This is a genomic window from Streptomyces sp. CRN 30, assembly GCF_034105845.1.
The window spans coordinates 20,677-46,488 of record NZ_JAVRHI010000004.1 but is presented as its reverse complement, the minus strand read 5'-3'; the positions used below and the strand labels follow the sequence as shown (position 1 = coordinate 46,488).

The window sequence follows — 25,812 nt, the reverse complement described above, 5'->3', positions numbered from 1 at the left end:
GGGTTCACTGCGGCCCCGGATCGAGGACGCAGTCCTCCCCGGCACGCAGGTCGAGCGGGCGCGCGCCGGAGGGAGTCCGGAGTTCGATGCGGCAGGTGCGGGTGGGACGGAGGGTGACCCGGAGGCCGCGGTCCGGCCCCCAAGCCAGGTCGGCCACGGCGCCGAACCGCGTCCGTACGCCGCTCAGCCGGCCCTCGGGATACGCGTCGGGCAGTGCGGGCAGCAGCACCAGCCGGCCGGGGGTGGAGTGGATCAGCATCTCGATGAGTACGGCGGGCAGGGCGTGGGCGGCGTCCGCGTTGTAGACGTCGCGGTGCGGGTAGTGCGCGCTCATCAGCGAGGCGTGGAAGTAGTCGCCGGTCAGGACGTGGGCGAGGGCGGCACCGACCCGTGCCCCGTCGCCGAGCCGGGCGGCGACCAGGGCGTGGTGCAGATGGCCGTGCGCGGAGTCGTTCTCGGCACCGCGCAGTTCGAGCGCCCGGTGCGCGGCCGCGGCGAGCTCGGGTGTGTCGTACGGGGTGATCTCGTCCAGCGGCCAGACGCCGTAGAGGTGGCTCAGGTGCCGGTGGTCGTAGGTGTCTTCGAGGCCGGGCCAGGCCCATTCGGCGAGGGCGCCGTCGGCGTTGACCCGGTGGGGCGGGAGCCGGTCGGCCAGGGCGCGCCAGCGGTCGGCGTCGTCGGTGCCCGGGTGGTAGTCGGCCGCGGTGCGCAGGGCGTGGCGGGCTGCGGAGAGGTCCATGGCGGCGTTGACGGCGCCCCAGCTCCCGCCCGCGGGCCGGTTCTCCGGGGAGTAGGAGGGGACGACGACGGGCCGGCCGTCCGCGTCGGTGCGGGTGAGGAAGTCCTCGTAGAACACGGCGACCTCGGCGAGGACCGCGCCCGTCCGCGGATCACGTGCGCCGCGTGTCTCGTCGTGGTCGACGAGCGGCTTGAGCAGCCAGTCGGCGCCCGCGGTCCACAGGTGGAGCGGGTACTCGCGGCTGAAGTGGTAGGTGTGTCCGCTCTCGCCGTCGGTGTGGGAGGGGGCGACGACACCCCGGGCGCCGAAGATCTCGCGGGCGTTGTCGCGCCAGTCGGGCAGCTGCCCGTGGACGAGCCGCGCGTGCGCCTGAGTGACCTCGGGGAGCGCCGCCGCTGCCGCCGACGCGGTCTGCAGGTTGAGGTTGGCGTTGGTGGTGAAGGCGCCGGACCAGGCCGTGTTCCAGTCGCCGGTCCACAGGCCCGTCAGCCGGGGCGGCAGCAGCCCTGAGGAGGAGAGCAGGTGGTAGCGGCCGGCCGCGTGCAGCCGTTCCGGCAGGGCGCGGCTGTCCGGCCGCGCGAGCAACACGCTGCCGGGGAGCGCGCGTTCGGCGGGGTCGGCGGCCAGGTCCAGGGTGACGCGCTCGTACGCGGTGCGGTGGAGGGCGGTGTGGCGGGCGAGGAGACGGGCGTACGGGTGCGGATCCGGGTACGGATGCGGGTCCGGCTCCGTACCCGGGTGCGCCGCGCCCGTGTCCGGCAGCAGCTCGCGCAGGGCCCGGCCGTGGGCCGTCACGTCCAGCTCGCCGGTGTGCCGGACGACGCGGGTGAGCAGCAGCACCGACCGGGCGCCCTCGATCCGTACGCCCGGCGGGGTGAGGGTGGTGCGCCCGCCGGTGACGGCGACGAGGGTCACCCCCGTGTACGCGCGGTCGCTGTCCGGGTAGCGGGCGCGCAGGCTGAGCAGCGCGCTCTCGGGGGTGAGGACGGCGCCGTGGCCCACGGCCAGCCCCGGCGGGCTGCCCGGCAGCCGGTGGTCCAGGGCGATGTCGAGGTCCGGGGCCGTGATGTGCTGGACGATCGCGTCGTCGGCCCGGGACACGAAGACCTCGCTGCTCCAGCCCTCGCAGACCGCCGCCGCGACGCCCGTGGCGAAGTCGACGGAGCGGCGGTAGTGACGGTGGGGGCGCGCGTCGGTGGACTGCGGACGGCGCAGCCGTACCTGGAAGGCGGGGTGGAACGGCTGCACCCACTGCAGTCCGCGCCCGTCCGTGAAGCCCTCGGCGGCGGCCCGCTCCCCGGCGAGCAGCCGGTCCTGGAGGTCGGGGAGCCGGTCCGCGAGCCGCGGCGGCCCGGCGGTCCCGCCGCCACCCGGCCGGACCAGCGTGTGATGCGTGACGACGACCCGGTCGTCGTCCGGGTCACCGAACACCAGGGCACCGTGGCGGCCGTTGCCGCTCAGGAAGGCGTCCTCCCAGCACTCCGCGGGGCGCGGCTCCCATGTGCCGTGGACCGGTGAGGCGGTGCCGGGGTGGCCGCTCCGGGACGCGCTCGACGCGCTCGACGCGCTCATGACGTCAGCACCGCGACGCCGTACCGGCCGAGGACGAGCGAGCCGCTGACCGGAGTGTCGGTCAGCAGGTCGCGGTGGTCGCCCGGCATCTCGACGGTCACCGGCTCGCGTCCGTGGTTGAGCAGGAACAGCAGGTCACCGCGGCGTACCGCCTCCACGCCCGCCGGCACCCGGTCGAGCACCGGACGCACCCCCGCGTCGGCGGCGATGCCCGCGAGCAGGCCGCGCAGGGCCTCGGGTTCCGGGAGCGTGGAGACGTACCAGGCGCGGCCCTTGCCGAGCACCGCGGGCAGCCCGTCGAGTTCGCCGCCCTTGTACAGGACGGTCTCGTCGGCGGTGCCGTCGGCCTCCAGCTCCTCCGACCACAGGGTGCCGCGGAAGCCGTCGCACTCGACGGTCCCCCCCGTCGGCAGCGGCCACCACTCGTGCAGGGTACGGATGCCGAACAGCTCGCGCAGCCGGGCGTCCATGCCGCCGGGCCGCACCCGGTCGTCCTCGTCGGCGGTGCCGGTGAGGAAGCCGCAGACCAGGGTGCCGCCCCCGCGGACGTAGGCCAGGAGGTTGTCGATCGCGGCGTCGGTGAGCAGGTAGAGCTGCGGGACGACCACCAGCCGGTAGCGGGAGAGGTCGTGCCCGGGGTGGGCGAAGTCGGTGGTGAGGTGCGCCTGCCAGAGGGCGCGGTGCCAGGCGCGCAGGACGACGGGCAGGTCCGCTTGGGCGAAGGGGCGGGCCTCCTGGGTGCCGGCCCACCAGGAGTGCCAGTCGTGCAGGACGGCGACGTGGGCCTCGTTCCGGGTGCCGGACACGTGGGGGGCGAGTGTGGCCAGGTCGGCGCCGAGCCGCTTGACCTCCTGGAAGGCACGGCCGTGCTCGCCCGCGTGGCCGACCATCGCGGAGTGGAACTTCTCCGCGCCCTGCCGGGACTGGCGCCACTGGAAGTAACAGACGGCGTCGGCGCCGCGGGCGACGGCCTGCAGCGACCACAGGCGGTTGAGGCCGCGCGGTTTCGGCTGGTCCACGTCCCGCCAGCCGACCGCGCCCGTCGCCTGCTCCATGACCATCCACGGGCCGCCGCGCGCCTGCGACCGGGTCAGGTCCTGGATCAGGGCGCCCTCCTGCCCGCCGTACGGGTCCCGCGGGTCCGGGTAGAGGTCGACCGAGACGACGTCCTCCTCCTCCGCCCAGCGCCATGCGTCCTGCCCGAACCACAGCGGCATGAAGTTGGTGGTGACCGGGGTGTGCGGGGTGTGCCGGCGGACGATGTCGCGCTCGGCGGTGTAGCACTCCAGCAGCATGTCGGAGGTGAAGCGCCGGAAGTCCAGCACCTGGGCGGGGTTCTTGAGGTAGTGGGTGCGGCGGGGCGGCAGCACCTCCTCCCAGTCTCCGTAACCCTGGCTCCAGAAGGCTGTCCCCCACGCGGTGTTGAGGGCGTCGAGCGTGCCGTAGCGGTTCCGCAGCCAGTCGCGGAAGCGGGCGGCGGCCTCGTCGCCGTGGTCGTAGGTGCAGTACTCGTTGTTGATGTGCCAGAGGGTGAGGGCGGGGTGGCCGCCGTAGCGGGCGGCCAGGGCCTCGGTGATGGCGGCGGCGTGGCGGCGGTAGACGGCGCTGGAGTGCGAGAAGTGCTGGCGGCCGCCCCACCACTCGGTCCGGCCGTCCTCGTCGACGGGCAGGGTCTCCGGGTGGAGCCGACCCAGCCACGGCGGGGGCGACGCGGTGGGCGTGGCGAGGACGACGCCGATGCCGTGCTCGTGCAGCAGGTCCATCACCCGGTCCAGCCAGCCGAAGTCCCGTTCCCCCGGACGGGGTTCGAGCCGGGCCCAGGAGAAGACGCCGACGGTGGCGGAGTTGACGCCCGCGGCCTTCATCAGGCGGACGTCCTCCTGCCAGGTCTCCTCGGGCCACTGCTCGGGGTTGTAGTCACCGCCGAGGAGGAGACGGCCGCGGGTGACGTCGGCGAGGGCGGGCCCGCGGTTCTCGTGCTCGTGCGTCGGGTCCATCAGACCGGCTCCCCGTACTGGATGCCGCGCCCGTTGGTGGCGAGGTACACCCGGCCGTACACGCGCGGGTCACCGACGATGACCTCGCCGGTCCAGCCCCACTGGTGGGCGTCGTCGTTGATCCGCACCCAGGTCCGCGCCTCGTCGTCGGAGCGGTGGACGGCGGTGATGGACCCGGTGGAACCCACCCGGTAGATCGCCGGGTAGCCGGCACCGCGGGCGGCTCTGCCGAAGCCCACGGTGTACGAGGCCCAGCAGCTGTCGACCTTCGTGAAGCTCACGCCGCCGTCGTGGCGGGTGCCCAGCCACAGGGTGTCGCTGTCGCGCGGGTCGACGAGCAGCCGCTCGCCCGTGCCCCGGCCGTCCTCGTTGGCGCCGAGCTTCACGTCCAGGTCGCTGCGGGTCCAGGTGGCGCCGCGGTCCTCGGAGCGCAGGACCGCGCCGTTGCTCGCGTAGGGCTGGGTGTAGGTGCCGAGGGCCAGGTACAGCCGGTTCGGGTGGGCGGGGTCGACCGCCATGGCCTCCACGCCGAGGAGGTTCCAGTCGTCCCAGCCGATGTGGTCGGTCAGCGGGGTCCAGCGGGCGGCGCGGTCGTCCCAGCGGTAGGCGCCGCCGATGTCGGTCCTGACGTAGGCGAGGCCGCGCACGGACGGGTGGAACAGCACGCCGGTGATGAAGCCGGTGCCGCCGATGACGACGTTCCGCCAGCGGTAGGCCGTGCCCCGGGCCGCGCTCCCGGCCCCTGCCTCCGCCCGGCCCTCGACCGTGGCACCGGCGGCGTGGGCCCGGGCGCCGAGCGCGGGGACCGCGGTGAGAACGGCGGCCGCCGCGCTCACCGCGGTCCCGGCGAGAACGGCGCGTCTGCCTGGCTGGGGCGTGGGCATGGCTTACCTCGTTCTGGGAGGGAGGGAGGTGGCGGGAGGGGAAAGGAGGTGGGGAGGGAGGGGGCGAGGAGGGAAAGGGGCGGGGAGGGTATGTCCGGCGGGAAGCTGGTCCCGCCGTGGCCGGCCGGGGACAGGCACGGCCGGCCACGGCGGAGCGCGTGGGGCGCGGCGGGGCGTCAGCCCTTGACCGCGCCGGTGAGCATGCCCTTCTTGAAGTGCTTCTGGACGAAGGGCGACAGGACGGCCACCGGCAGCAGCGCCATGACCATCACGGCCATCTGCACCGCGAGGCCGGAGAGTTCGCCGGTCTTGATGGCCTGGCCGAGGCCGACCGGGGCCTCCTGCTTCTGCACGAGCTGGATCATGACGTTCTGCAGCGGCATCATGTCCTGGTCGTTGAGGTACAGGGAGGCGTTGAACCAGGCGCTCCAGTAGCCGACGGCGTAGAACAGGGTGATCACCGCGAGGACCGCGCGGGACAGCGGCATGATGATCTGCCACAGGATGCGGAAGTCCCCGGCGCCGTCGATGCGGGCACTGTCGACGAGCTCCTGCGAGATGCCCATGAAGAAGCCGCGCAGCACCAGGATGTTGAAGACGCTGATCGCGCTCGGCAGGATCAGCGCGAGGTAGGTGTCCGTCAGGCCGATCGACTGCACCAGCAGGTACGTCGGGATGAGGCCGGCGCTGAAGAACATGGTGGCCAGCAGGGTCATCAGGATCCAGCGGTGGCCCAGCGAGTCGGGGCGGGACAGGCCGTACGCGCAGCCCACCGACACCATCATCGAGAACACCGTGCCGACCAGGGTGATCACGACACTGATGACCGCGGCGCGGGTGACCTGGCCGCCGCTGAGCAGTTCCTGGTAGGCGATGAAGGTGATGTCCTGGGGGATCATCACCAGGCCGCCGGCCTCGTCGATGGTCTTGCGCGAGGACAGGCTGGTGACGATCACTATCCACAGCGGGAAGAGGATCGCCAGGCAGGCCAGGGCGAGGACGAGGCCCTTGCCCGCGATCCCGGCCGTGCTGGGTCTCTCCTCCCACACCGGCCGGGGCGGTGCCGCCCAGCGGCTCGGCCTGCGCACGGGCGGCTGCCGGTCGGCCTGCCGGACGTCCTCGTCGATCACGGCGCTCACTTCTTGTACACCCCCTGCTCGCCCATCAGATGGGCCACCTTGTTCGCGGCGAGGACCAGGCCCAGGCTGACGACGCCCTTGACGAGTCCGGCGGCGGCCGCGTAGCCGAAGTCCTGGTTGCGCACGCCGTTCCACCACACGAAGGTGTCGAGGACCTCCGCCGCGCCGGGTCCGACGGCGTCCCGTTGCAGCAGGATCTGTTCGAATCCGACGGTGAGCGCGTCACCGACCCGGAGGACCAGCAGCAGGGCGATCACCGGGCGCAGCGCGGGCAGGGTGACGTGCCACATCCGGCGCCAGCGGCCCGCGCCGTCCATCGCGGCGGCCTCGTACAGGTCGGGGTTGACCGAGGCCAGCGCGGCGAGGAAGACGATGATCCCCCAGCCGGCGTCCTTCCACACGCTCTGCGCGGTGATCAGGAAGGCGAAGGTGTCCGGGTCGGTCATGATGTTGAGGCCGTCGTAGCCGTTCTCCCGCAGCAGCTGGGAGAGGAGGCCGGCGCCGCCGAAGAGCTGCTGGAAGACGGCGATGACCAGCACCCACGAGAAGAAGTGCGGCAGGTACAGGACGGCCTGCGAGATCGCCCGCACCCGGGGCCGGATCACGCTGTTGATGAGCAGCGCGAGCAGGATCGGGATGGGGAAGTAGAGGACGAGCTGGAGGAAGAAGAGGACCAGCGTATTGCGGACGGCGTTCCAGAACGCGGAGTCCTCGAAGATCCGCTGGAAGTTCTCCAGCCCGACCCAGGGGCTGTTCAGGATGGAGACGATCCCGTTGTCGCTGATGTAGGGGTCGTACTCCTGGAAGGCGACGACGTTGCCGAGGATCGGCACGTAGTTGAAGAGCAGGACCAGCAACACGGCCGGCAGCGTCATCAGCAGCAGGACGCGGTCGCGTCTGAGGCGCAGCCGGAGGCTGAGCTTTCCGGTGGGAGGTCTCCGCCCCGTTCTCCTCCGGGGACCGGTGGCGCCGCCGGACGCCACCGGGGTCTTTTCCTTCGTATCGGCCTCGGCCCTGCTCCGAGGCACCGTGCTGTGGGACACGGCCGTTCTCCTCGCCTCGCCCGGGCCGGTCAGCTCGCCGCCGTGCCGTTCTCGTCGAGCAGCTTCCTGTACCAGTCGCGCAGCTCGTCGCCGCCCTTGCTGCGCCAGTCGGAGACGGCCTGCTGCACGTCGCCGATCTTCTTGCGGCCGCGGATGAAGTCGTCCTCGAGCTGCTCGAAGTCGTTGGAGAGGTTGGTCCAGCGGGCGGGCTCGGTGATCTGCATACCGTAGAAGGAGGACTTCTTCGTGAAGGCGCCCATCCGCTGCTGCCACTCGACCTGGCCCTTGGCGACCTCGGGGAAGTCGGGGTGGGCGATGGTCGCGCCGGGGCTCGCGATCATCTCGAAGGTGTTCATCACGTCGATGTTGCCCTGGTCGGTCTTGGTGGGGACGCCGTCCTCGACCGTGTAGTGGGTGCCCTCGACCCCGTATCTCGTGGCCATGTACTCACTGGTGCCGTACGGCGCGGCGGTGACGTTGGCGACGGCCAGCACGTCACGGATGACGGACTCCTTCGCCTTCTTGTTGATGAAGGCGAAGATGCTCGCCGGGTTCTTGGCCCACAGGGTGGGGTCGCCGCCGTCGTGGCCGAAGATGTCCATGCCCCAGATCTTGAAGTCGGGGTTCTGCACGGCCTGTTCGGCGGTGCGGCTCCACCACTGCGACATGTCCTGGTTGTAGATGAGGAACTCGCCCGCGGCGAACTTGGGCCCGGGGTCGGTGGCGTTGGACTTGCCCAGTTCGGCGTCCGGGTGGACGACGCCGGCGGCGAACAGCTTGCGCGTCCACTCCAGCGCCTCGAGGTATTCGTCGGTCTCGATGCGGTAGACCAGCTTGCCGTCGACCTCGTTCCAGCCGAGCGACTTCTCGTCGCCGGGGAGCACGCCGAAGGCGTTGAACGCGGTCCACTTCATGTCCAGGCACCCCCACCGCTTGGCCCTGGCGTTGGTGGCGTCCTTGGCCAGCGCCAGGAACTCCTCGCAGGAGGTGGGGACTTCGTAGCCCTCGGCCTCGAAGATGTCCTGCCGGTACAGGGGGACGATGTTGGCGACGTACGAGGACGGCATCGGCAGGCCGCGCAGCTTGCCGCCGAAGATGGAGCGCTGCCAGGCGTCGGTGGGGATGGCCGCGAGGTTGGGGTAGTCCTTGACCGCGTCCCCGGAGAGGTAGGGGCCGAGGTCGGCGAACTTGCCGATGATGGCGCTGGGGATCTTGCCGGTCATGTTCCAGCCGGGGACGACCACCACGTCGGGGACGTCGCTCGAGGCGAGGACCGCGCCGAGCTTCTGGTCGTAGGTGTTGCCGTCCTGGTTCTGCCAGACCACGTCGACGCCGATGAGCTCGTTCATCGCCCGGTAGTAGGCGTTGCCGTCCTTGGGCGGGGAGCCCCAGAACGGCGACATGACGGTGACCTTGCCGCCCTTGCCCAGCTTCTTCGGCACGGAGGTCTTCAGGCCCGCCAGGTCGAGCTCGCTGGTGAAACCGACCGCGGACCCGTGTCTGCTCGGGATGTCGGGGTTGACGACGTTGCTGGCCACGTACGCCGGCAGCAGCTTCTTGGCGTCCTTGCCCGAGGTGGTGCCGTCGCGCGAGCCGCCGCTGTCCGATCCACCGCAGGCGGTGAGCAGGGGCATCCCGCCCGCCACCGCTGCGGCGGCGAGAGCCGAGGAGGCGAGGAAGCTTCTCCGGCTGGGAGCGGAGGTGGCGGAGTTCGGCGTCATTGCGTCAACCCTTCATGCCTTCATGGCGCACACCAGGACACCCGGCGGAAGAGCCGTCGGCTGCGGTGTCTTGAGAGGAACTGGCTGTGCTGAAGCCGCGGACATCGGAGGGCTGTGAGCACGCGGAGCATGCCCTACCGAGTCGAAGCGCTTCGATGTTGCTGCGAGGTTAAGTGAACCGCTGGGGGTGCACAAGAGTCGATCCCACAATTCCTCGGAGGTGTGCGGGGGGTGTCCGGGAGCGGGACGAACCCTTCCCGCAACGCCCTGCGTCACCTGATATGACGAGGGGGATACGAATTCGTTGCACCTTGGTCTCTTGACACCCACCCTGCGGCCGAATGAGCATCGAAGCGCTTCGAAAGAGCCTCGCCGCTCCACCGCTAGGGGATCTCCACAGTGACCGCACAGACGCCACCCATCCCGCCTTTCCGTGACCCGCGGCTGCCGCTCGCGCGGCGCGTCGACGATCTCCTGGGGCGGCTGACGCTCGACGAACGCATCGCGCTGCTGCACCAGTTCGCCCCCGCCGTCGAGCGCCTCGGTGTCGGCGCGTTCCGCACCGGCCAGGAGGCCCTGCACGGAGTGGCGTGGATGGGCCCGGCCACGGTCTTCCCGCAGGCGGTCGGCCTGGGCGCGACCTGGAACGAGGACCTGGTCCGGCGGGTCGGCGAGGCGGTGTCCACCGAGGTCCGCGCCATGCGCGCCCGCGACGACCGCGTGGGCCTCAACGTCTGGGCCCCCACGGTGAACCTGCTGCGCCACCCCCTGTGGGGCCGCAACGAGGAGGGCTACTCCGAGGACCCGAAACTGACGTCCGCCATCGCGACCGCGTACACCCGCGGCCTGCGCGGCAGTCATCCGACGTACTGGCGCACGGCCCCGGTCCTCAAGCACTGGCTGGCCCACAACAACGAGACCGAGCGTGACCTGACCTCGTCCTCGGTCCGCCCGCGCGTCCTGCACGAGTACGACCTGCGCGCCTTCCGCGAGACGGTCGAGGCGGGCGCGGTGGCGGGTGTGATGCCCGCGTACAGCCTGGTCAACGGCCGCCCGAACCACGTCTCCCCCTATCTGGAGGAGCACCTGCGCACCTGGACCGACGAGGAGCTCCTCGTCTGCTCGGACGCGGGCGCGCCCTCCAACCTCGTCGACTCCGAGCACTACTTCGACACCCACGAGGAGGCCACGGCGGCCGCGCTGCGGGCCGGCGTCGACAGTTTCACCGACCACGGCACGGACGGCTCGAAGATCGTCGGCCGGGTGCGGGGTGCCCTCGCCGAGGGCCTGCTGGGCGAGGACGACATCGACCGGGCCGTCCGCCGCCAGCTCTCGGTCCGCTTCCGCCTCGGCGAGTTCGACCCCGGCGCGGACCCGTACGCGGACGCCCGGGACTTCGACACCCCCGCCCACCGGGCGCTCGCCCGGGAAGCGGCCGAACAGGCGGTCGTCCTGCTGAAGAACGACCCGCTCGACGACGGCACCGGCCTGCTGCCCCTCGCCGCGGGCACCCGCGTCGCCGTCGTCGGACTCCTCGCCGACGAGTGCAAGCTCGACTGGTACAGCGGCACCCTGATCCATCGCTCGACCCCGCTGGAGGGCCTGTACGAGCGGTTCGGCGCCGACCACGTCACCTTCGCGGAGGGCGTGGACCGGGTCCGGCTGCGGACCTCCGCGGGCAGGTTCCTCTCCGTCCCGGTGGCCACCGGCGCCGGGGACGAGGCGCGCGGTGCGGAGGGCGCCCTCGACCCGGCGCTGCTCGCCGGCCGCACCGACCTGCCCCCGCTGACCGCCGACACGGAGGGCACCGAGCTGGCGATGGCCGACTGGGGTGACGGTGTCCTCACCTTCCGCGCGCCGGACGGCCGCTACCTCTCGGTCGCCGAGGACGGCCGGGTGCGCGCCTCCGCGGACCAGCCGGGCGGCTGGGTCATCCAGGAGACGTTCCGCCTGGAACCACATGACAACGGTCACCTCCTCAAGCACATGGGAACGGGCCGGTACGTCTCTGTCGCCGCCGACGAGGTGAAGGTTGCCGCCGAGGGCGAGGGAGATCCGGAGATCTTCGAACTCGTCGTCACCGAGCGCGGGGAGACGGCCGTCACCCGGGCCGCGGCCGGAGCCGACGCCGTCGTGGTCGTCGCGGGCAACGACCCGCACATCAACGGACGTGAGACCGAGGACCGCACCACCCTGCGCCTGCCGGAGCACCAGGAGCGCCTGCTGCGCGCCGCGCGCGCCGCGAACCCGCGCACGGCCCTGGTGCTGACCTCGGCGTACCCGTACGCGGTGGACCACGCGGGGCTGCCCGCGGTGGTGTGGACCGCGCACGGCGGCCAGGCCGCGGGCACCGCCCTGGCGCGCGTCCTGGCCGGCGACGTCTCCCCCGCGGGCCGCCTCCCGCAGACCTGGTACGCCGCCGACGCGGACCTGCCCGGCCTGCTCGACTACGACGTGATCGGCAGCCGTCAGACGTACCTGTACTTCGAGGGCACACCACTGTTCCCGTTCGGGCACGGGCTGTCGTACGCCGGCTTCCACTACGACGGCCTGAGCTGCCGTACGGGTGACGACGGGGTCACGGTGACGTTCACCGTCACCAACACCGGTGACCGGACGGCCGACGAGGTGGCCCAGCTGTACGTCCGGGCCGTGGACCCGTCCGTGCCGCGCCCGCGCCGCGAGCTGGCCGCCCACCGCCGCGTCACCCTGGCGCCCGGCGCCGCCACCGAGCTGGCCTTCCGCCTCCCCGAAGCGGCCTTCGCCTTCTGGGACGTGGCGCAGGGCAGGCACCGCGTGGAACCGGGCGCGCACGACATCCTCGTCGGCGCGTCCAGCGCGGACGTGCGCCTGACCGCCACGGTCGACCTGAAGGGCGAGCCCGCCACGCCCCGCCCCGTGCGGGTGCGCGGCCTGGGCGCCGCCGACTTCGACGACCAGCGCGGCACGGAGATCGTCGACCGCGCGAGGACCTCGGGCGACGCGGTCGCCCCCGTCGGGTCCGGCACGGGCGAACTGCTCTTCCACGACTGCGACTTCGGCGACGGCGTCGCGCGGGTCACGGTGCAGGCGGCGGGCGAGGGCGAGATCGAGTTCTCCCTCAACGGCGGCCCGGTCCTCGCGGTGCTGCCCCTCACCCCCGGCACCTCGGGCCCGTACGACTACACCGCGCTGAGCGCCGCCGTCGAGGCCACCGGTGTGCACGACGTCCACCTCAGGCTGCGCGGCCCACTGCGGCTCGCGCACGTCGGCTTCTCCGGTTGACGGCCGTGTCATGACAGGAGGCCCGGCACCGCTGGTGGTTCAGCGGTGCCGGGCCCCTGGGCCCGTCGGGGGGTGGCTCAGAGGTCGACGCCCGTGAGCACCAGCACCCGCTCGTAGGTGTAGTCCTCCATCGCGAACCGCACGCCCTCGCGCCCGACGCCGGACTGCTTGACCCCGCCGTACGGCATCTGGTCGGCCCGGTAGGAGGGGACGTCGCCGATGACGACACCGCCGACCTCCAGCGCGCGGTGCGCCCGGAAGGCGGTCCGCAGGTCGTGGGTGAAGACGCCGGCCTGGAGGCCGTACTTGGAGTCGTTGACGGCGGCGAACGCCTCCGCCTCCCCGTCCACCTTCCGCACGCTGAGCACCGGCCCGAAGACCTCCTCGCTCGCGAGCGTCACCCCGTCGGGCAGGTCGGCGAGCACCGTCGGGGCGTAGGCGGCGCCGTCCCGCTCGCCGCCGGTCAGCAGCTTCGCGCCCGCGGCGACGGCCTCGTCCACCCAGGACGCCACCCGCTTCGCGGCGTCCTCGCCGACCAGCGGCCCGACGTCGGTGGCGTCGTCCGCCGGGTCGCCGGTGACCTGCGCCTCGACGGCGGCGACGATACGGGGCAGCAGCCGGTCGTACACCGCGGCGTCGGCGATCACCCGCTGCACGGAGATGCAGGACTGGCCGCCCTGGTAGTTGGAGAAGGTGGCGATGCGCGCGGCGGCCAGGTCGAGGTCGGCGTCGCTCGCCCAGTCGGCGAGGACGACGGCCGCGCCGTTGCCGCCGAGCTCCAGGGTGCAGTGCTTGCGCGGCACCGAGTCCATGATCGCGTAGCCGACCTGCTCGGAGCCGGTGAAGGAGATGACCGGCAGCCGCTCGTCCTGCACCAGGGCGGGCATGCGGTCGTTGGAGACCGGCAGGACGCTCCAGGAGCCGGCGGGCAGCTCGGTCTCGGCGAGCAGTTCGCCGATGACCAGCGCGGACAGCGGGGTGGCCGGGGCGGGCTTGAGGATGATCGGCGCACCGGCCGCGATCGCCGGGGCGACCTTGTGGGCGCACAGGTTGAGCGGGAAGTTGAAGGGCGCGATGCCCAGCACGACGCCCTTGGGGAAGCGGCGGGTGAGCGCGAGCCGGCCCTGGCCGCCCGCGTCGGTGTCGAGCCGCTGGGCCTCGCCGCCGTTGAACCGCCGCGCCTCCTCGGCCGCGAACCGGAACACCGACACCGCGCGCCCGACCTCGCCGCGGGCCCACTTGACCGGCTTGCCGTTCTCGGCGGAGATCAGCTTCGTTATCTCCTCGGTCCGCTCCGCGAGGCGCCGTGAGACGTGGTCGAGGGCGGCGGCGCGCACGTGCGCGGGGGTGGCCGCGAACGCGTCCCGTACGGCGTACGCGGCGGCCACCGCCTCCTCGACCTGCGCCTCGGTGGGCACGGCGACCGTGCCGACGAGTCGCCCGTCCCACGGGGAGGTGACATCGAAGCTGGTCTCACCGGTGGCCTGCCGGCCGGCGAGCCAGAAGGCGTGGGTGACAGTCATGGTCCCGGCCCTTCCGCGCTTGGTTCCGTTGCGTTCCGTACTTCCGGGCACCACGGTAGGACGCCCGGCGGCGGGGGTCGTTTGTCCACGGTGTAGCACTCCCGGGTGCGGACGCGCCGATCCGGCGTCCTACTCCCCCGCCCCCGGTGTGGCCTTCAGCGCCAGCCACAGCTCCATCCGTACGTCCGGATCGTCCAGCGACCGCCCGAGGATCTCCTCGACCCGCCGCATCCGGTAGCGCAGCGTGTGCCGGTGCACCCCGAGGTCGGCCGCCGCCGCGTCCCACTGCCCGTGCCGCGACAGCCAGGCCCGCAGCGAGGCCACCAGGTTGCCGCGCCCGGTCGCGTCGTGCTCGCGCAGCGCCCGCAGCAGCCCCTCCGCGAAGGCCCGCACCGCGTCGTCGGCGAGCAGCGGCAGCACCGAGCCGGCCGCCACCTCCTCGTGCTCCACCAGCGCCCGGCCCCGCCGCCGGGCCACCGACAGGGCCTGCTCGGCCTGCCGGTACGCGGTCGCCACGCCGGCCGGTCCGGTGGGCGCGGACAGCCCGAGGACCAGTTCGTCCCGCTCCGGCGGCGCCCCGTTGCGGTGCGCTCCCGCTCCCGGGCCGGTCCGCGCCGGCTGTGCCTGCAGCGCGTACTCGGTGCAGGCCGCCGCCGCCACGCCTCCGTCCGCGGCCAGTATCAGCAGCCGCTCGCCCTCGGGCACGGCCAGCACCGGCTCCCCCGCCCGGGCCGCCGCGGACTCCACCGCCTCCGTCAGCCGGCCCAGCGGCTCCGCGGCCGGCCCGGCGGTCACCGTCTCGGCGGCGACCAGCCGGAGCGGCGCGTCCAGCAGGCCCCCGTACAGGTCGCCCGCCACGGCGCGTGCGTGGTCCGGCTGCCCGGCGAGCAGCATGCGCAGCACCGCCGTCCCGATCCGCTGCTCGGCCGCGTGCAGCGAGCGCGACCGCTCCGTGGTCAGCGTCAGCAGGGCGACGGCCGAGTGGACGGCGTACCGTTCGGCGGTGCCGGGCGCCGTGGCCGTGCCCACCGCCAGCGCGGCCCGGGCGCGCCGCCCGGTGCCCAGGGAGTGCAGCTCGATCCGGTCGTCGCCGCCGTCCGGGCCCCCGCCGCCGACCACCGCGCTGGCCGGCGCCGGTCTCTCCCGCAGCCGTTCGACGTGCCCGGTGAGGCGCCCGGCCCGCCGCGCCGCCCACTCGGGGGCCGCCGCCACCACCGCGCCGGAGGCGTCGTACAGCGCGGCCCACCCGTCCACCTGCGCCGCGAGCGCGGTGAGCAGCCCCTCGGGTCCGTCGCCGAGGGCCTGCCGGGTGAGCTCGCGCTGCGCCGCGAACCCCGCGGTCACGGCGCGGTACTGCTCGGCGGCGATGGCGGCGGAGACGGCCTTGCTGATGGCGAGGAACGGGGTGCGCCGGGGCACCTCCAGCAGCGGCAGCCCCTCGGCGGCCGCGGCGTCGACCAGTGCCCGCGGTACCGCCTCGTAGTTCACCCCGACGGCGAACCCGAGCCCGACGACCCCGGCGCCGGCCAGCCGCTTCACGTACCGCCGCATCGCCTCCGGATCCTCCGCGTCCAGCTGGAGCGCGGTGATCAGCAGCAGTTCCCCGCCTTCCATGTACGGCACGGGGTCGGCGAGTTCGCTCACGTGCGCCCAGCGGACGGGGACGTCCAGCCGGTCGGCGCCGGCGCGGACGGTCAGCTTGAGCGCGGAGTGGTGGACGAGGGAGGCGAGCGTGGGCGGCATGGGACTTCGCGATCTCTGGGCCGGAACGTGCCGACAGCCTATGCCGGGTCCGCCCGCCCGCACCGCCGCCCCGGCCCCACGGCCGCCGCCCGGCTGCCGCTCAGCCCCGCAGGTCCACCAGCAGCGGGGGCGCGTGCTCGCCCCGCACGCTGGTGAGCGACAGCACCGCGTGGCCCGGGGGCAGGTCGTGGGCCAGCTCGGACGCGGACCACCGCTCCCGCTCGACCTGGCGCACGGTGACCGCCTTCGTGGTGACCTCCTTGCCGGTGACCATCTTGCGCAGGGCGTGCAGGGCCCGGGTCATCGGCTGGTCGGCGAAGACGGTGTGCTGGGCCACGTCCTCGGTCTCCACCCACTCCGTGCCCCAGGCGTCGGCGAACCGGCCGCCGTCCCAGGTGGTGACGCCGGAGCAGGCCATGCGGCAGCCGACCGCCCCGTAGAGCGGGCCGTGCAGTGCCTCCGGCACCTCCGCGATCGAGCGGAGCGCGAGCACGACGCCCGCGTCGCGGGTGCGCAGCCGCTGGATCCGCCGGACGGAGTCCTCGGTGACCGCGCCCGCGGCGTCGTCGAGGAGGAGGCAGGCGAAGTGCGCCCGGCCGTCCCCGGCCTGCGCCACCGCGGTGAACTGGGCCAGGACGAGCCGTGTGATCAGCCGGGCGGCCTCCTCGTGCCCCTGTCCTGGCAGGTCGATGCGGACGCGCAGGGGGTGGTGGGCCACGGCGCGCAGGGAGAACGGCCGGGTGGTGCCGTCGCCCGCGCCGAAGAAGTCGGCGAAGACCGGCCGGTCCAGCGAGGCGAGCCGGTCGGCGAGCTCCGGGCCCGGGTCGCCCGGGGTGTCCGCCTGACGGAGGCGGGCGTCCAGCTCACGGCGCATCACGGCGCCCCGTTCGTCCGCCAGCGCCTCGCGCAGGGCCGTCAGCACCGGGGGTTCCCCCAGCAGCAGCTCACGCAGGACGGGCAGCGTGGGGAAGGTCCCGTACGCGGCCCGGTAGGGGCCGAGCAGCTGGGCGAGCGCGGTGACGGCCCGTCGCCGGGTGCCGGCCGCGTCGAGGTCGCCGACCAGGGCCTCGGCGAGGAACGCGGCCGCCTCGTCGGGGTCGTCGGCCTCGGCGTAAGGGTCCAGGTCGTGGACGGAGGACGGGTCGCCGACGCGGATCACGACGTCGAAGGCGGCGTCCGGACCGAGTGGTGTCCCGGCCGCGCACACGGCGACGACGGCACAGCTGCCGGTCAGCGCCTGCAGGGCCAGCGACTCGGCCAGCGGGGCGATCACCCGCCGGGTCTTCCCGGCGCCCGACGGTCCCACGACGAGGAGCGAGGTGCCGAGCGTGTCGGGCCCGAGTGCGGCGCCCGCGTCCGCGTAGGCGGGCGGTGTGCGCTTCTCCTTGACCCACTGCCCGATGCGGACCTGCCCGGTGAGCAGGTCGTGCCGGGCGGTACGGCCGGGCAGGTCGCGGGCGCCGGAGGGGTGGACGGCCGTGGCGGCGCCGTGCCGCAGGACGGCGTCGGTGAAGGCCGCGGGCCGTCCCCCGGTCCGGGCCGCCGTCCAGGCGTGCGTCACCCGGGCCACGTCGACGTCGTTCATGCGGCCGGCCGCGACCTCGGCGCCGAGGACGTCCGCCGCCTGGTGCTGTCCGGCCTCCCGCAGCGCGGGCCAGCGGCTGGGCGGCTGTTCGGCGGGGGGCTGCGGGCCGGTCTCCTCGGCGGTGCCCGTGCGGGCCGCCAGCCAGGTGCGCGCCAGCGGCCACCAGCCGCCGAGCCTGGCGAAGGGCCACAGGACGAGCAGGGTGATGACGGTGTAGGCGGTGTTCACCTTCCACGCCGAGAAGAAGAAGTCGTTGCTGCCGGTGATCAGCACGATGAGCGAGAACAGCGGGCTCACGACGGGCAGCGGGTCCCAGAAGACGCCGGGGAAGGCCGAGGGGAAGACGAAGGTCAGCGTGAGCAGGGCGGCCAGTGCCGCCAGTCCCGCGCGCGCGGGCTGCTCGCGGCGCGCGAAGAAGTGCCGGACGACGCCGGGCCAGCTCCCCAGGTTGCTCATGACGAGGACGAGCAGGGCGAAGAAGACACCGTCGTAGACCACCCTGGCATGGGCCCCTTCGGACCCCACGGGCGTGGAGGGGGCGAGCGTCTCCCACCAGTCGTCCGGGGTGAAGAACCTGAGCGGGGCCCACCAGTAGGGGACGGCGCCCCGCAGCCAGAGGGACCACAGGACCAGCGCCAGTGCCAGCGGGATGAGCATGCCGACGACGGTGATCGGTCGGATGCGCTCCGCGGTCCGCACGGTTTCCGCCGGTCGGTGGCCGAAGCGCCAGATGCCGGTGCGGGCGGCCGGGCGGGGCTGGTCGAGCCAGTCGGCCACCGCGGACGGGGCCGCTCGGCCCGCCGGTGGCGGCTCCGGGGGGCGCACCGGCTTCGGCGGCACCGCGGGCGGCTCCGGCGGCGTCGCCGGACGCGGCACGGGATGCGCGTGCGTGCTCCAGGCGTCCTGCGTGCCGTCGCTGTTCATCGCCCTGCCCCCTGAGCAGCCGTGCCGTCCACCGTCAGCGAGCCAATCTAACTCCCCCGCATGGGGAGTTCACCGTGCACGCGCCAGGTCGGGGCCGGAGCACGCGCGGCCGACCGCCGGAACACCCTGGTGGGGGCTGTCCGGACACCGCCGGACGGAGCCACCGGTCCAACACGGCCAAGGCGCACGCCCGCACTGTCCGAAGCGGACAATACGACTGTCCGACAACGCCCACATGGAGCATGCCCAGCGCTCCTCCTCGGCCCTAGCCTGCGAAAAAAGGGCGAGCAGCGGGGAGAAGCAGGCAGACAGCCGCCCCGCCACCGGCCCCGCCGGCCCCCGCACGCACCCACGATCACCAGGGAGCTCTCATGACCGCACTTCCGCAGGAGCGCCGCGTCGTCACCGCCATTCCCGGCCCGAAGTCGCAGGAGCTGCAGGCCCGCCGTACGGCCGCGGTCGCGCGGGGCGTGAGCTCCACGCTGCCGGTCTACGTCACGCGCGCGGGTGGCGGGATCGTCGAGGACGTCGACGGCAACCGGCTGATCGACTTCGGCAGCGGCATCGCGGTCACGACCGTCGGCGCCTCCGCCGAGGCCGTCGTCCGCCGGGCCGCAGCCCAGCTCCAGGACTTCACGCACACCTGTTTCATGATCACGCCGTACGAGGGGTACGTCGCCGTCGCCGAGGCGCTGGCCGAGCTGACGCCGGGCGACCACGCCAAGAAGTCCGCCCTGTTCAACTCGGGCGCCGAGGCCGTCGAGAACGCCGTCAAGATCGCCCGTGCGCACACCGGCCGGCAGGCGGTCGTCGTGTTCGACCACGGCTACCACGGGCGGACCAACCTCACGATGGCGCTGACCGCCAAGAACATGCCGTACAAGCACGGCTTCGGCCCGTTCGCGCCCGAGGTCTACCGCGTGCCGGTGGCGTACGGCTACCGCTGGCCGACCGGCGCCGGGAACGCGGGCCCGGAGGCCGCCGCGCAGGCCATCGACGAGATCACCAAGCAGGTCGGCGCGGAGAACGTGGCCGCGATCGTCATCGAGCCGGTGCTCGGCGAGGGCGGCTTCATCGAGCCCGCGAAGGGCTTCCTGCCCGCGCTCCGCCAGTTCGCGACGGACCACGGCATCGTCTTCGTCGCCGACGAGATCCAGTCCGGCTTCTGCCGCACCGGCCAGTGGTTCGCCTGCGAGGACGAGGGCGTCGTCCCGGACCTGATCACCACGGCCAAGGGCATCGCGGGCGGACTGCCGCTCGCCGCCGTGACGGGCCGCGCCGAGATCATGGACGCCGCGCACGCGGGCGGCCTCGGCGGCACGTACGGCGGCAACCCGGTGGCCTGCGCGGGCGCGCTCGGCGCGATCGAGACGATGAAGGAGCTGGACCTCAACGCGAGGGCCAGGCGGATCGAGGAGGTCATGAAGGGCCGCCTGTCCGCCATGGCCGAGAAGTACGAGGTCATCGGCGACGTCCGGGGCCGGGGCGCCATGATCGCCGTCGAACTGGTCAAGGACCGCACCACCAAGGAACCGGCCCCGGAGGCCACCGCCGCGCTCGCCAGGGCCTGTCACCAGGAGGGCCTGCTGGTCCTGACCTGTGGCACCTACGGCAACGTGCTCCGCTTCCTGCCCCCGCTCGTCATCGGCGAGGACCTGCTCGACGAGGGCCTCGACATCATCGAGCAGGCGTTCACCCGCATCTGAGCGGGCGTCCCGGAGGCAGGAGGGCGTTCGGCGGACGGCGTGAAGAAGGTGTGCAAGGTGCATGTCGGGACCCGGAACCGTCTGTCGTCGCCGCGCCCCCTGTCGTAGGTTCTAGCCAGATGAGAGATGCACCCCGCCCGCGGGGAACCGCGGACGACACCGGGTCGGGGCCTCCCCAGCTCCACCCCGGTCGTGCCGTCGCGCACACACCCGGAGCTTCCGGCTCCGGATCTCCTCACCGATCGGACGGCCGCCCGCCCCAGACCCCCCGGGACGCGCGGCACACCGGTCCGGCCGGCCGCTCCGGAGCAATCCCCCCTGATCCGGAGCGGCCGGCCCCTCCCTCCGGCCGCCGGGCCCGGTTCCCGATCGTCGCGTCGCCCGCCCTGCTGCTGGTCCTGGCCCTGACCACCTGGCAGGTGGCCGTCCACGGTGCCCTCGCCCGCGCCGACGAGCACCTCGGTGACCTCCTGATACGTCCCGACGGGGTCTCCCGGTTCCTCGCCGACCTCGGCGCCGTCCCGGTCGCCGTCCCCGTGCTCGCGGCCGCGCTGGCCGTCGCGGCGCTGCTCGCCCGCCGGGCCGGCGCCCCCCGCTGGTGGCTCCCGTCCCTGCTCACGGCCCTGCTGATGGCGGCCGTACCGCTCGTGGTCGTACCGCTGAAAGAGCTGATCGACCGCCCCGGGCCACCGGTGATGGCCCCGGACACGGGGTTCTACCCGTCCGGCCACACGGCGACCGCGGCCGTCGCGTACGGCGGAGCGGCCCTCGTGCTGTGGCCCTGGCTACGGGGCGCGTGGGCGCGGGCCTGCGCCCTGGCGCTGTGCGTGGCGCTGAACGCCGGAACCGGATTCGGGCTGGTCCGCCACGGCTACCACTGGCCGCTGGACGTGGTGGGCAGCTGGTGCCTGTGCGCTCTGCTGCTCATCGGCCTCGCGGTACTCCTCGCCCGGTGGCGATCGCGTCCACAGGACTGAAGCTCTCAGACCGGCGGGCCCGCCACCGCCTCGTGCATGGCCAGTTCCAGTCGGGCCGGGTCGGTGAGGGTGCCGGTGCCGTCCGGAAGGACCAGCCAGCGCACGCCGCCCGTCCGCCGCCCGGGGTTCCGCCGCCCGGGGTACGGCACCACGATCCACGTACCGCTCCCCGCCGTCCGCACGCCCGTGCCGAGCCAGCGGCCCGCCGTGCCCGGGGGCACGAAGAACCCCAGCCGCCGCCCGCCGCAGCCGGCGAGCACCGGTCCGGGCCGGCCGGTCCGGCGGGTGAGCACGTCGAGCGCGGGACGGCCGAGCCCGCCGGGCAGGATCAGCACGTCCCAGGCCCTGCCCGCCGGGAGCAGCGCCACCCCGAGGGGGTCGCGCCGCCACGCGAAGTGACAGGCCTCGGGGTCGGGAGCGACGGATGCCAGCCACTCGGCCGCCGTCCTGGCACCGGTCATGGCGGCCACTTCCTCTCCCGGGGTCGACGCCGTGGGCACCTCGCGCGCCAGGAGCTGAGAGGCGGCTCCGCGGCCGGCGTTACGCGGGTCCGGGCACCGTGCCGCGGGTGCACCGGGGCACGGGGAGCGAGCCCGGCACACGCCCGTCGGGCGGGGTCACGTCCGTACGCCCCCGTTCCGTCCGGTTCAGCTGTCGAAGCCCAGCCCCAGCCGGTCCATCGTGCGCAGCCACAGGTTGCGCCGCCCACCGCGGGTGTCGGCCCGTGCCAGCGACCACTTGGTGAGCGCGATCCCGGTCCACGCGAACGGCTCGGGCGGGAACGGCAGCGGCTTCCGGCGGACCATCTCCAGCTCGGTGCGCTCCGTGCGCTCCCCCGCCAGGAGGTCGAGCATCACGTTCGCCCCGAACCGCGTGGCGCCCACGCCCAGGCCCGTGTACCCCGCCGCGTACGCGACCCGGCCCCGGTGCGCCGTGCCGAAGAAGGCGGCGAAGCGCGAGCAGGTGTCGATGGCGCCGCCCCACGCGTGGGTGAAGCGGACTCCCTCCAACTGCGGGAAGCAGGTGAAGAAGTGCCCGGCGAGCTTGGCGTACGTCCGCGGGCGGTCGTCGTACTCGGCACGCACCCGGCCGCCGTACGGGTAGACCGCGTCGTAGCCGCCCCACAGGACGCGGTTGCCGGCGGTGAGGCGGAAGTAGTGGAACCGGTTGGCGCTGTCGGCGAGCCCCTGCCGGCGGCGCCAGCCGACCGACGCCAGTTGGTCCGCGGTCAGCGGTTCGGTCATCAGCGCGTAGTCGTAGACGGGGACGGTGTACGGCCGCACGCGCCGGACCAGGCTGGGAAAAACGTTTGTGCCGAGGGCCGTGCTGCGGGCCCGGACCGAGCCGTACGGGGTGCGGACGACCATGCCGGCGCCGTACGGCCGGAGGGTCAGCGCGGGCGTGTGCTCGTACATCCGCACGCCCAGGCGCAGACAGGCACGCTTGAGGCCCCAGGCGAGCCGGGCCGGGTCCAGCAGGGCCACACCCCGGCGGTCGTGCAGACCGGCCAGGAACGTCGGCGAGTCGACCTGCTCCCGCACCGCCCGCGCGTCCAGGAACTCGAGGCCGTCCGCGAGGCCACGGCGGTCCATCCCCTCGTACACCGCGCGGAGCTCGGCGGCCTGGTGCGGCGCCGTGGCGACGGTGATCTCGCCGGTGCGCTCGAAGTCGCAGTCGAGCGCGTGGGCGTCGACGGCCCGCTCGAACTCGTCGAGGTTGCGGGCGCCGAGCTCGTGCAGGCGGGGGAACTCGTCCGGCCAGCGGGTGAGGCCGTTGGCCGGGCCGTGGGTGAGGGAGGCGGCGCAGAACCCCCCGTTGCGGCCGGAGGCGGCCCAGCCCGCCTCGCGCGCCTCGACGAGCACGACGTCCCGCCGCGGGTCGCGCTCCTTGGCCAGGAGCGCGGTCCACAGCCCGCTGTAGCCGCCGCCGACGACCAGCAGGTCGCAGCTCTCGGCCGCGGTGAGCGCGGGCCGCGGGCGGGGCCGGCCGGGGTCGTCCAGCCAGTAGGCGACCGGTTGTGCGTCGGAGAGGGATCCCGTCCAGCGGCTCATGGCGCTCGGGGCCATGGTCTCAACTCCCTACCTCTTCCGGCGGCCGGCGACGACCGCTCCTCCCAGGACGACGAGCACGGCCAGGGCGAACAGGGCCGTGCCGATGACATTGATCTGGACGGGCGTGCCGCGCTGCGCCGAACCCCACACGAACATGGGGAAGGTGACGGTCGCGCCCGCGGTGAAATTGGTGATCACGAAGTCGTCGAAGGAGAGCGCGAAGGCGAGCAGCGCGCCCGCGGCGATCCCCGGGGCCGCGATCGGCAGGGTGACCCGCCGGAAGGTCTCCAGCGGGCCCGCGTACAGGTCCCGCGCGGCCTCCTCCAGCCGCGGATCCATCGACATCACGCGTGCCTTGACGGCCACGACGACGAAACTGAGGCAGAACATGATGTGGGCGATCAGGATCGTCCACGGCCCGAGCTCCGCCCCCAGGTTGAGGAACAGGGTCAGCAGGGAGGCCGCCAGGACGACCTCGGGCATCGCCATCGGCAGGAAGACCAGCGCGTTGACCGCCCCGCGCGCGCGGAAGCGGTACCGCGCCAGCGCGAAGGCGGTCATCGTGCCGAGGACCGTGGCGCCGACCGTGGCCCAGAGGGCGATCCGCAGGCTGGTGCCGAGCGACTCGCACAGCCCGGGGACGCCGCACGGGTCCCGCCAGGCGTCGGCGGAGAAGCCCTGCCACGTGTAGTTGAAGCGGCCCTTCGGATCGTTGAAGGAGAACACGGTCACGACGGCGTTCGGCAGCAGCAGGTAGCCGAGGGTCAGCAGGCCCGCGAGGACGACGAGCCGGCGCCGGAACCAGCCCGCGAGGGCGGTGAGGAGAGCCATTCAGACCAGGTCCTCCGTCCCGGACCGGCGGATGTAGAAGGTCACCATGAGGAGGATGGCGGCCATCAGGAGGAAGGACAGGGCCGCCGCCGTCGGATAGTCCAGGACGCGCAGGAACTGCGTCTGGATCACGTTGCCGATCATGCGGGTGTCCGTGGAGCCGAGCAGGTCGGCGTTGACGTAGTCCCCGCAGGCCGGGATGAAGGTCAGCAGCGTGCCGGAGACGACACCCGGCATCGACAGCGGGAGGGTGACCCGGCGGAAGGTCGCGAACGGCGTCGCGTACAGATCGCCCGCCGCCTCGTGCAGCCGCCCGTCGATCCGCTCCAGCGAGGCGTAGAGCGGCAGGACCATGAACGGCAGGAAGTTGTACGTGAGGCCGCAGACCACCGCGAGCGGCGTGGCGAGCACGCGCTCCCCCGCGGTGATGCCGAGCCAACCGGTCACGTCCAGGACGTGCAGGGCGTTCAGGGCGCCGACGACCGGACCGCCGTCCGCGAGGATCGTCTTCCAGGCGAGCGTGCGGATCAGGAAGCTGGTGAAGAAGGGCGCGATCACCAGGACGAGGAGCAGCCCTCGCCAGCGGCCCGCGCGGAACGCGATCAGGTACGCCAGCGGATAGCCCAGCAGCAGGCACAGCACGGTCGCCGAGCCCGCGTACAGCACCGAGCGCGCGAACTGCGGCCAGTACGCGGACAGCGCCTCCCCGTAGGTCGCGAAGCGCCAGGTGACCTCGTAGCCCTCCTCCAGGGAGCCGGTCTGCACGGACGTGGAGGCCTGGTAGACCATCGGCAGCAGGAAGAAGACCAGCAGCCACAGGATGCCGGGCAGGAGCAGCCAGTACGGCGTGCGGCGGCCTCCCGCGCGCGGGCGCCCCTTCTCCACCTCCGGGTTCGCCGCCGTGGCCGGTGGCGGAGGGGGCGGTGGGGGCGGGGGCGCGTCGGTGAGCGTCGTCATGCGGGGACCTCCGCCGCAGCCGCGGCGCCCGCGCCGGTGTCCTGGGCCGCGTCGAGGCCGAAGCCGTGCGCCGGGTCCCAGTGGACGACGACCTCGGCGCCGGGGACGAGCCGGGGATCGCGGTCGATGTTCTGCGCGTACACCTCGAACTCGGGGCAGACCGCGGTGTCGACGACGTACTGCGTGGCGACGCCGGTGAAGCTCGCGGCGGCGATCCGCCCGGTGAGGCGGTTGCGGGCCGCCGGTATCCGGCCGGAGTCGTCCACGTGGGTGAGGGCGGTCTTCTCCGGGCGTATGCCGACGAGGACCGTGGAGCCGGCCGTGGCGGGCGCGGGACACCGTGCCCGGGGCAGGGCGAGCCTGCCGCCGCCCGCCCCGAGGACCACGTCGTCGCCGCTCGTGTACTCGACCGAGGCCGCGATGAGGTTGGAGCTGCCCAGGAAGTCGGCCACGAACGTGGTCCGCGGGTTCTCGTAGAGGTCGGCGGGCGCGCCGGACTGTTCGACGCGGCCCGCGTTCATCACGGCGACCGTGTCGGCCATCGTCATGGCCTCCTCCTGGTCGTGCGTGACGTGGATGAAGGTGATGCCGACCTCCCGCTGGATGCGCCCGAGCTCCCGCTGCATGCGGCGGCGCAGCGTGAGGTCGAGGGCGCCGAGGGGCTCGTCGAGGAGCAGCACCTCCGGATGGTTGATCAGCGCGCGGGCGACCGCGACGCGCTGCTGCTGCCCGCCGGACAGCCGGTGCGGCCTGCGCCGGGCCTGCTCGCCGAGCTGGACGAGCTCCAGCATCTCCTCGACCTGCTTCTTCACCGATCTGATGCCGCGCCGGCGCAGTCCGAAGGCGACGTTCTCGAAGACGTCGAGGTGCGGGAAGAGCGCGTACGACTGGAAGACCGTGTTCACCGGCCGCTTGTGCGGCGGCAGGCGCGTCACGTCCCGGTCCCCCAGGAACACGGTGCCCGCGGTGGGCTCCTCCAGGCCGGCGATCATGCGCAGGGTGGTGGTCTTGCCGCAGCCCGAGGCCCCGAGGAGGGCGAAGAACGAGCCCCGGGGGACGGTCAGGTCCAGGGGGTGCACGGCGGTGAGGGAGCCGTAGGCCTTGCTGATGCCCGCCAGGCGGACGTCGCCGCCGCGGTCTGTCGTCGTCTTCATCG

Annotated in this window: 16 protein-coding genes and 1 pseudogene; 3 read left to right on the top strand and 14 right to left on the bottom strand. The window is 73.5% G+C overall.

The window, feature by feature from the left end; all coding sequences use genetic code 11:
• Positions 1-4: 4 nt before the first annotated feature.
• The 6 genes and pseudogenes from UW392_RS00635 to UW392_RS00610 form a co-directional block, all read right to left on the bottom strand.
• Positions 5-2,311, bottom strand: a complete 2,307-nt coding sequence (locus tag UW392_RS00635; RefSeq protein WP_320772818.1) for a glycosyl hydrolase family 95 catalytic domain-containing protein — start codon at positions 2,309-2,311, stop codon at positions 5-7.
• Positions 2,308-4,308, bottom strand: coding sequence for a beta-galactosidase (locus UW392_RS00630; protein WP_320772817.1), 2,001 nt, complete (start codon positions 4,306-4,308; stop codon positions 2,308-2,310). Before UW392_RS00630 ends, UW392_RS00635 begins: the two co-directional genes overlap by 4 nt.
• A 277-nt stretch (positions 4,309-4,585) precedes the next feature.
• Positions 4,586-5,192, bottom strand: a pseudogene (locus UW392_RS00625) (1,4-beta-glucanase); the annotation flags it as partial.
• Between the two features lie 176 nt (positions 5,193-5,368).
• Positions 5,369-6,331: a carbohydrate ABC transporter permease gene (locus tag UW392_RS00620; protein WP_414495342.1), complete on the bottom strand. Its 963-nt coding sequence runs from the start codon at positions 6,329-6,331 to the stop codon at positions 5,369-5,371.
• Positions 6,328-7,374, bottom strand: a complete 1,047-nt coding sequence (locus UW392_RS00615) for an ABC transporter permease (protein WP_320772816.1) — start codon at positions 7,372-7,374, stop codon at positions 6,328-6,330. The genes UW392_RS00620 and UW392_RS00615 overlap by 4 nt, the downstream gene beginning before the upstream one ends.
• A gap of 29 nt (positions 7,375-7,403) precedes the next feature.
• The gene (locus UW392_RS00610) at positions 7,404-9,095 is read right to left on the bottom strand and encodes an extracellular solute-binding protein (RefSeq protein WP_320772815.1); all 1,692 of its coding nucleotides are present in this window, start codon (positions 9,093-9,095) and stop codon (positions 7,404-7,406) included.
• A 399-nt stretch (positions 9,096-9,494) separates the two neighbouring features.
• Between UW392_RS00610 and UW392_RS00605 the strand changes: the two genes are divergently transcribed.
• Complete coding sequence (locus UW392_RS00605; RefSeq protein WP_320772814.1) at positions 9,495-12,359, top strand: glycoside hydrolase family 3 C-terminal domain-containing protein; 2,865 nt, start codon at positions 9,495-9,497, stop codon at positions 12,357-12,359.
• 77 nt (positions 12,360-12,436) lie between these two features.
• On the opposite strand, the gene UW392_RS00600 is transcribed toward UW392_RS00605, so the two are convergent.
• The 3 genes from UW392_RS00600 to UW392_RS00590 form a co-directional block, all read right to left on the bottom strand.
• Entirely contained in the window at positions 12,437-13,882 is a 1,446-nt protein-coding gene (locus UW392_RS00600; RefSeq protein WP_320772813.1) for an aldehyde dehydrogenase family protein, read from the bottom strand.
• A 129-nt stretch (positions 13,883-14,011) separates the two neighbouring features.
• On the bottom strand, positions 14,012-15,625 hold the full coding sequence (locus UW392_RS00595; RefSeq protein WP_320772812.1) for a PucR family transcriptional regulator: 1,614 nt from the start codon (positions 15,623-15,625) through the stop codon (positions 14,012-14,014).
• 100 nt (positions 15,626-15,725) lie between these two features.
• Positions 15,726-18,134, bottom strand: coding sequence for an ATP/GTP-binding protein (locus UW392_RS00590; RefSeq protein ID WP_320772811.1), 2,409 nt, complete (start codon positions 18,132-18,134; stop codon positions 15,726-15,728).
• A 371-nt stretch (positions 18,135-18,505) separates the two neighbouring features.
• Between UW392_RS00590 and gabT the strand changes: the two genes are divergently transcribed.
• Entirely contained in the window at positions 18,506-19,840 is a 1,335-nt protein-coding gene (gene gabT / locus UW392_RS00585) for a 4-aminobutyrate--2-oxoglutarate transaminase (protein ID WP_320772810.1), read from the top strand.
• 419 nt (positions 19,841-20,259) lie between these two features.
• Complete coding sequence (locus tag UW392_RS00580; protein WP_320772809.1) at positions 20,260-20,817, top strand: phosphatase PAP2 family protein; 558 nt, start codon at positions 20,260-20,262, stop codon at positions 20,815-20,817.
• A gap of 5 nt (positions 20,818-20,822) precedes the next feature.
• Here UW392_RS00580 and UW392_RS00575 read toward each other — a convergent pair whose 3' ends face one another.
• The 5 genes from UW392_RS00575 to UW392_RS00555 form a co-directional block, all read right to left on the bottom strand.
• Entirely contained in the window at positions 20,823-21,278 is a 456-nt protein-coding gene (locus UW392_RS00575) for a hypothetical protein (RefSeq protein WP_320772808.1), read from the bottom strand.
• Between the two features lie 186 nt (positions 21,279-21,464).
• Positions 21,465-22,883: an FAD-dependent oxidoreductase gene (locus UW392_RS00570; protein ID WP_320772807.1), complete on the bottom strand. Its 1,419-nt coding sequence runs from the start codon at positions 22,881-22,883 to the stop codon at positions 21,465-21,467.
• A gap of 12 nt (positions 22,884-22,895) precedes the next feature.
• Positions 22,896-23,699: an ABC transporter permease gene (locus UW392_RS00565; protein WP_320772806.1), complete on the bottom strand. Its 804-nt coding sequence runs from the start codon at positions 23,697-23,699 to the stop codon at positions 22,896-22,898.
• On the bottom strand, positions 23,700-24,656 hold the full coding sequence (locus UW392_RS00560; protein ID WP_320772805.1) for an ABC transporter permease: 957 nt from the start codon (positions 24,654-24,656) through the stop codon (positions 23,700-23,702). It lies immediately after the preceding gene.
• Positions 24,653-25,810: an ABC transporter ATP-binding protein gene (locus UW392_RS00555; RefSeq protein ID WP_320772804.1), complete on the bottom strand. Its 1,158-nt coding sequence runs from the start codon at positions 25,808-25,810 to the stop codon at positions 24,653-24,655. Before UW392_RS00555 ends, UW392_RS00560 begins: the two co-directional genes overlap by 4 nt.
• Positions 25,811-25,812 lie beyond the last annotated feature (2 nt).

What these genes read in the sequence shown, in the direction of transcription:
- UW392_RS00565 (WP_320772806.1), bottom strand. Translation starts at nt 23,699, where the DNA reads ATGGCTCTCCTCACCGCCCTCGCGGGCTGGTTCCGGCGCCGGCTCGTC.
- UW392_RS00630 (WP_320772817.1), bottom strand. Translation starts at nt 4,308, where the DNA reads ATGGACCCGACGCACGAGCACGAGAACCGCGGGCCCGCCCTCGCCGAC.
- UW392_RS00590 (WP_320772811.1), bottom strand. Translation starts at nt 18,134, where the DNA reads ATGAACAGCGACGGCACGCAGGACGCCTGGAGCACGCACGCGCATCCC.
- gabT (WP_320772810.1), top strand. Translation starts at nt 18,506, where the DNA reads ATGACCGCACTTCCGCAGGAGCGCCGCGTCGTCACCGCCATTCCCGGC.
- UW392_RS00600 (WP_320772813.1), bottom strand. Translation starts at nt 13,882, where the DNA reads ATGACTGTCACCCACGCCTTCTGGCTCGCCGGCCGGCAGGCCACCGGT.
- UW392_RS00595 (WP_320772812.1), bottom strand. Translation starts at nt 15,625, where the DNA reads ATGCCGCCCACGCTCGCCTCCCTCGTCCACCACTCCGCGCTCAAGCTG.
- UW392_RS00560 (WP_320772805.1), bottom strand. Translation starts at nt 24,656, where the DNA reads ATGACGACGCTCACCGACGCGCCCCCGCCCCCACCGCCCCCTCCGCCA.
- UW392_RS00555 (WP_320772804.1), bottom strand. Translation starts at nt 25,810, where the DNA reads ATGAAGACGACGACAGACCGCGGCGGCGACGTCCGCCTGGCGGGCATC.
- UW392_RS00610 (WP_320772815.1), bottom strand. Translation starts at nt 9,095, where the DNA reads ATGACGCCGAACTCCGCCACCTCCGCTCCCAGCCGGAGAAGCTTCCTC.
- UW392_RS00635 (WP_320772818.1), bottom strand. Translation starts at nt 2,311, where the DNA reads ATGAGCGCGTCGAGCGCGTCGAGCGCGTCCCGGAGCGGCCACCCCGGC.
- UW392_RS00575 (WP_320772808.1), bottom strand. Translation starts at nt 21,278, where the DNA reads ATGACCGGTGCCAGGACGGCGGCCGAGTGGCTGGCATCCGTCGCTCCC.
- UW392_RS00570 (WP_320772807.1), bottom strand. Translation starts at nt 22,883, where the DNA reads ATGGCCCCGAGCGCCATGAGCCGCTGGACGGGATCCCTCTCCGACGCA.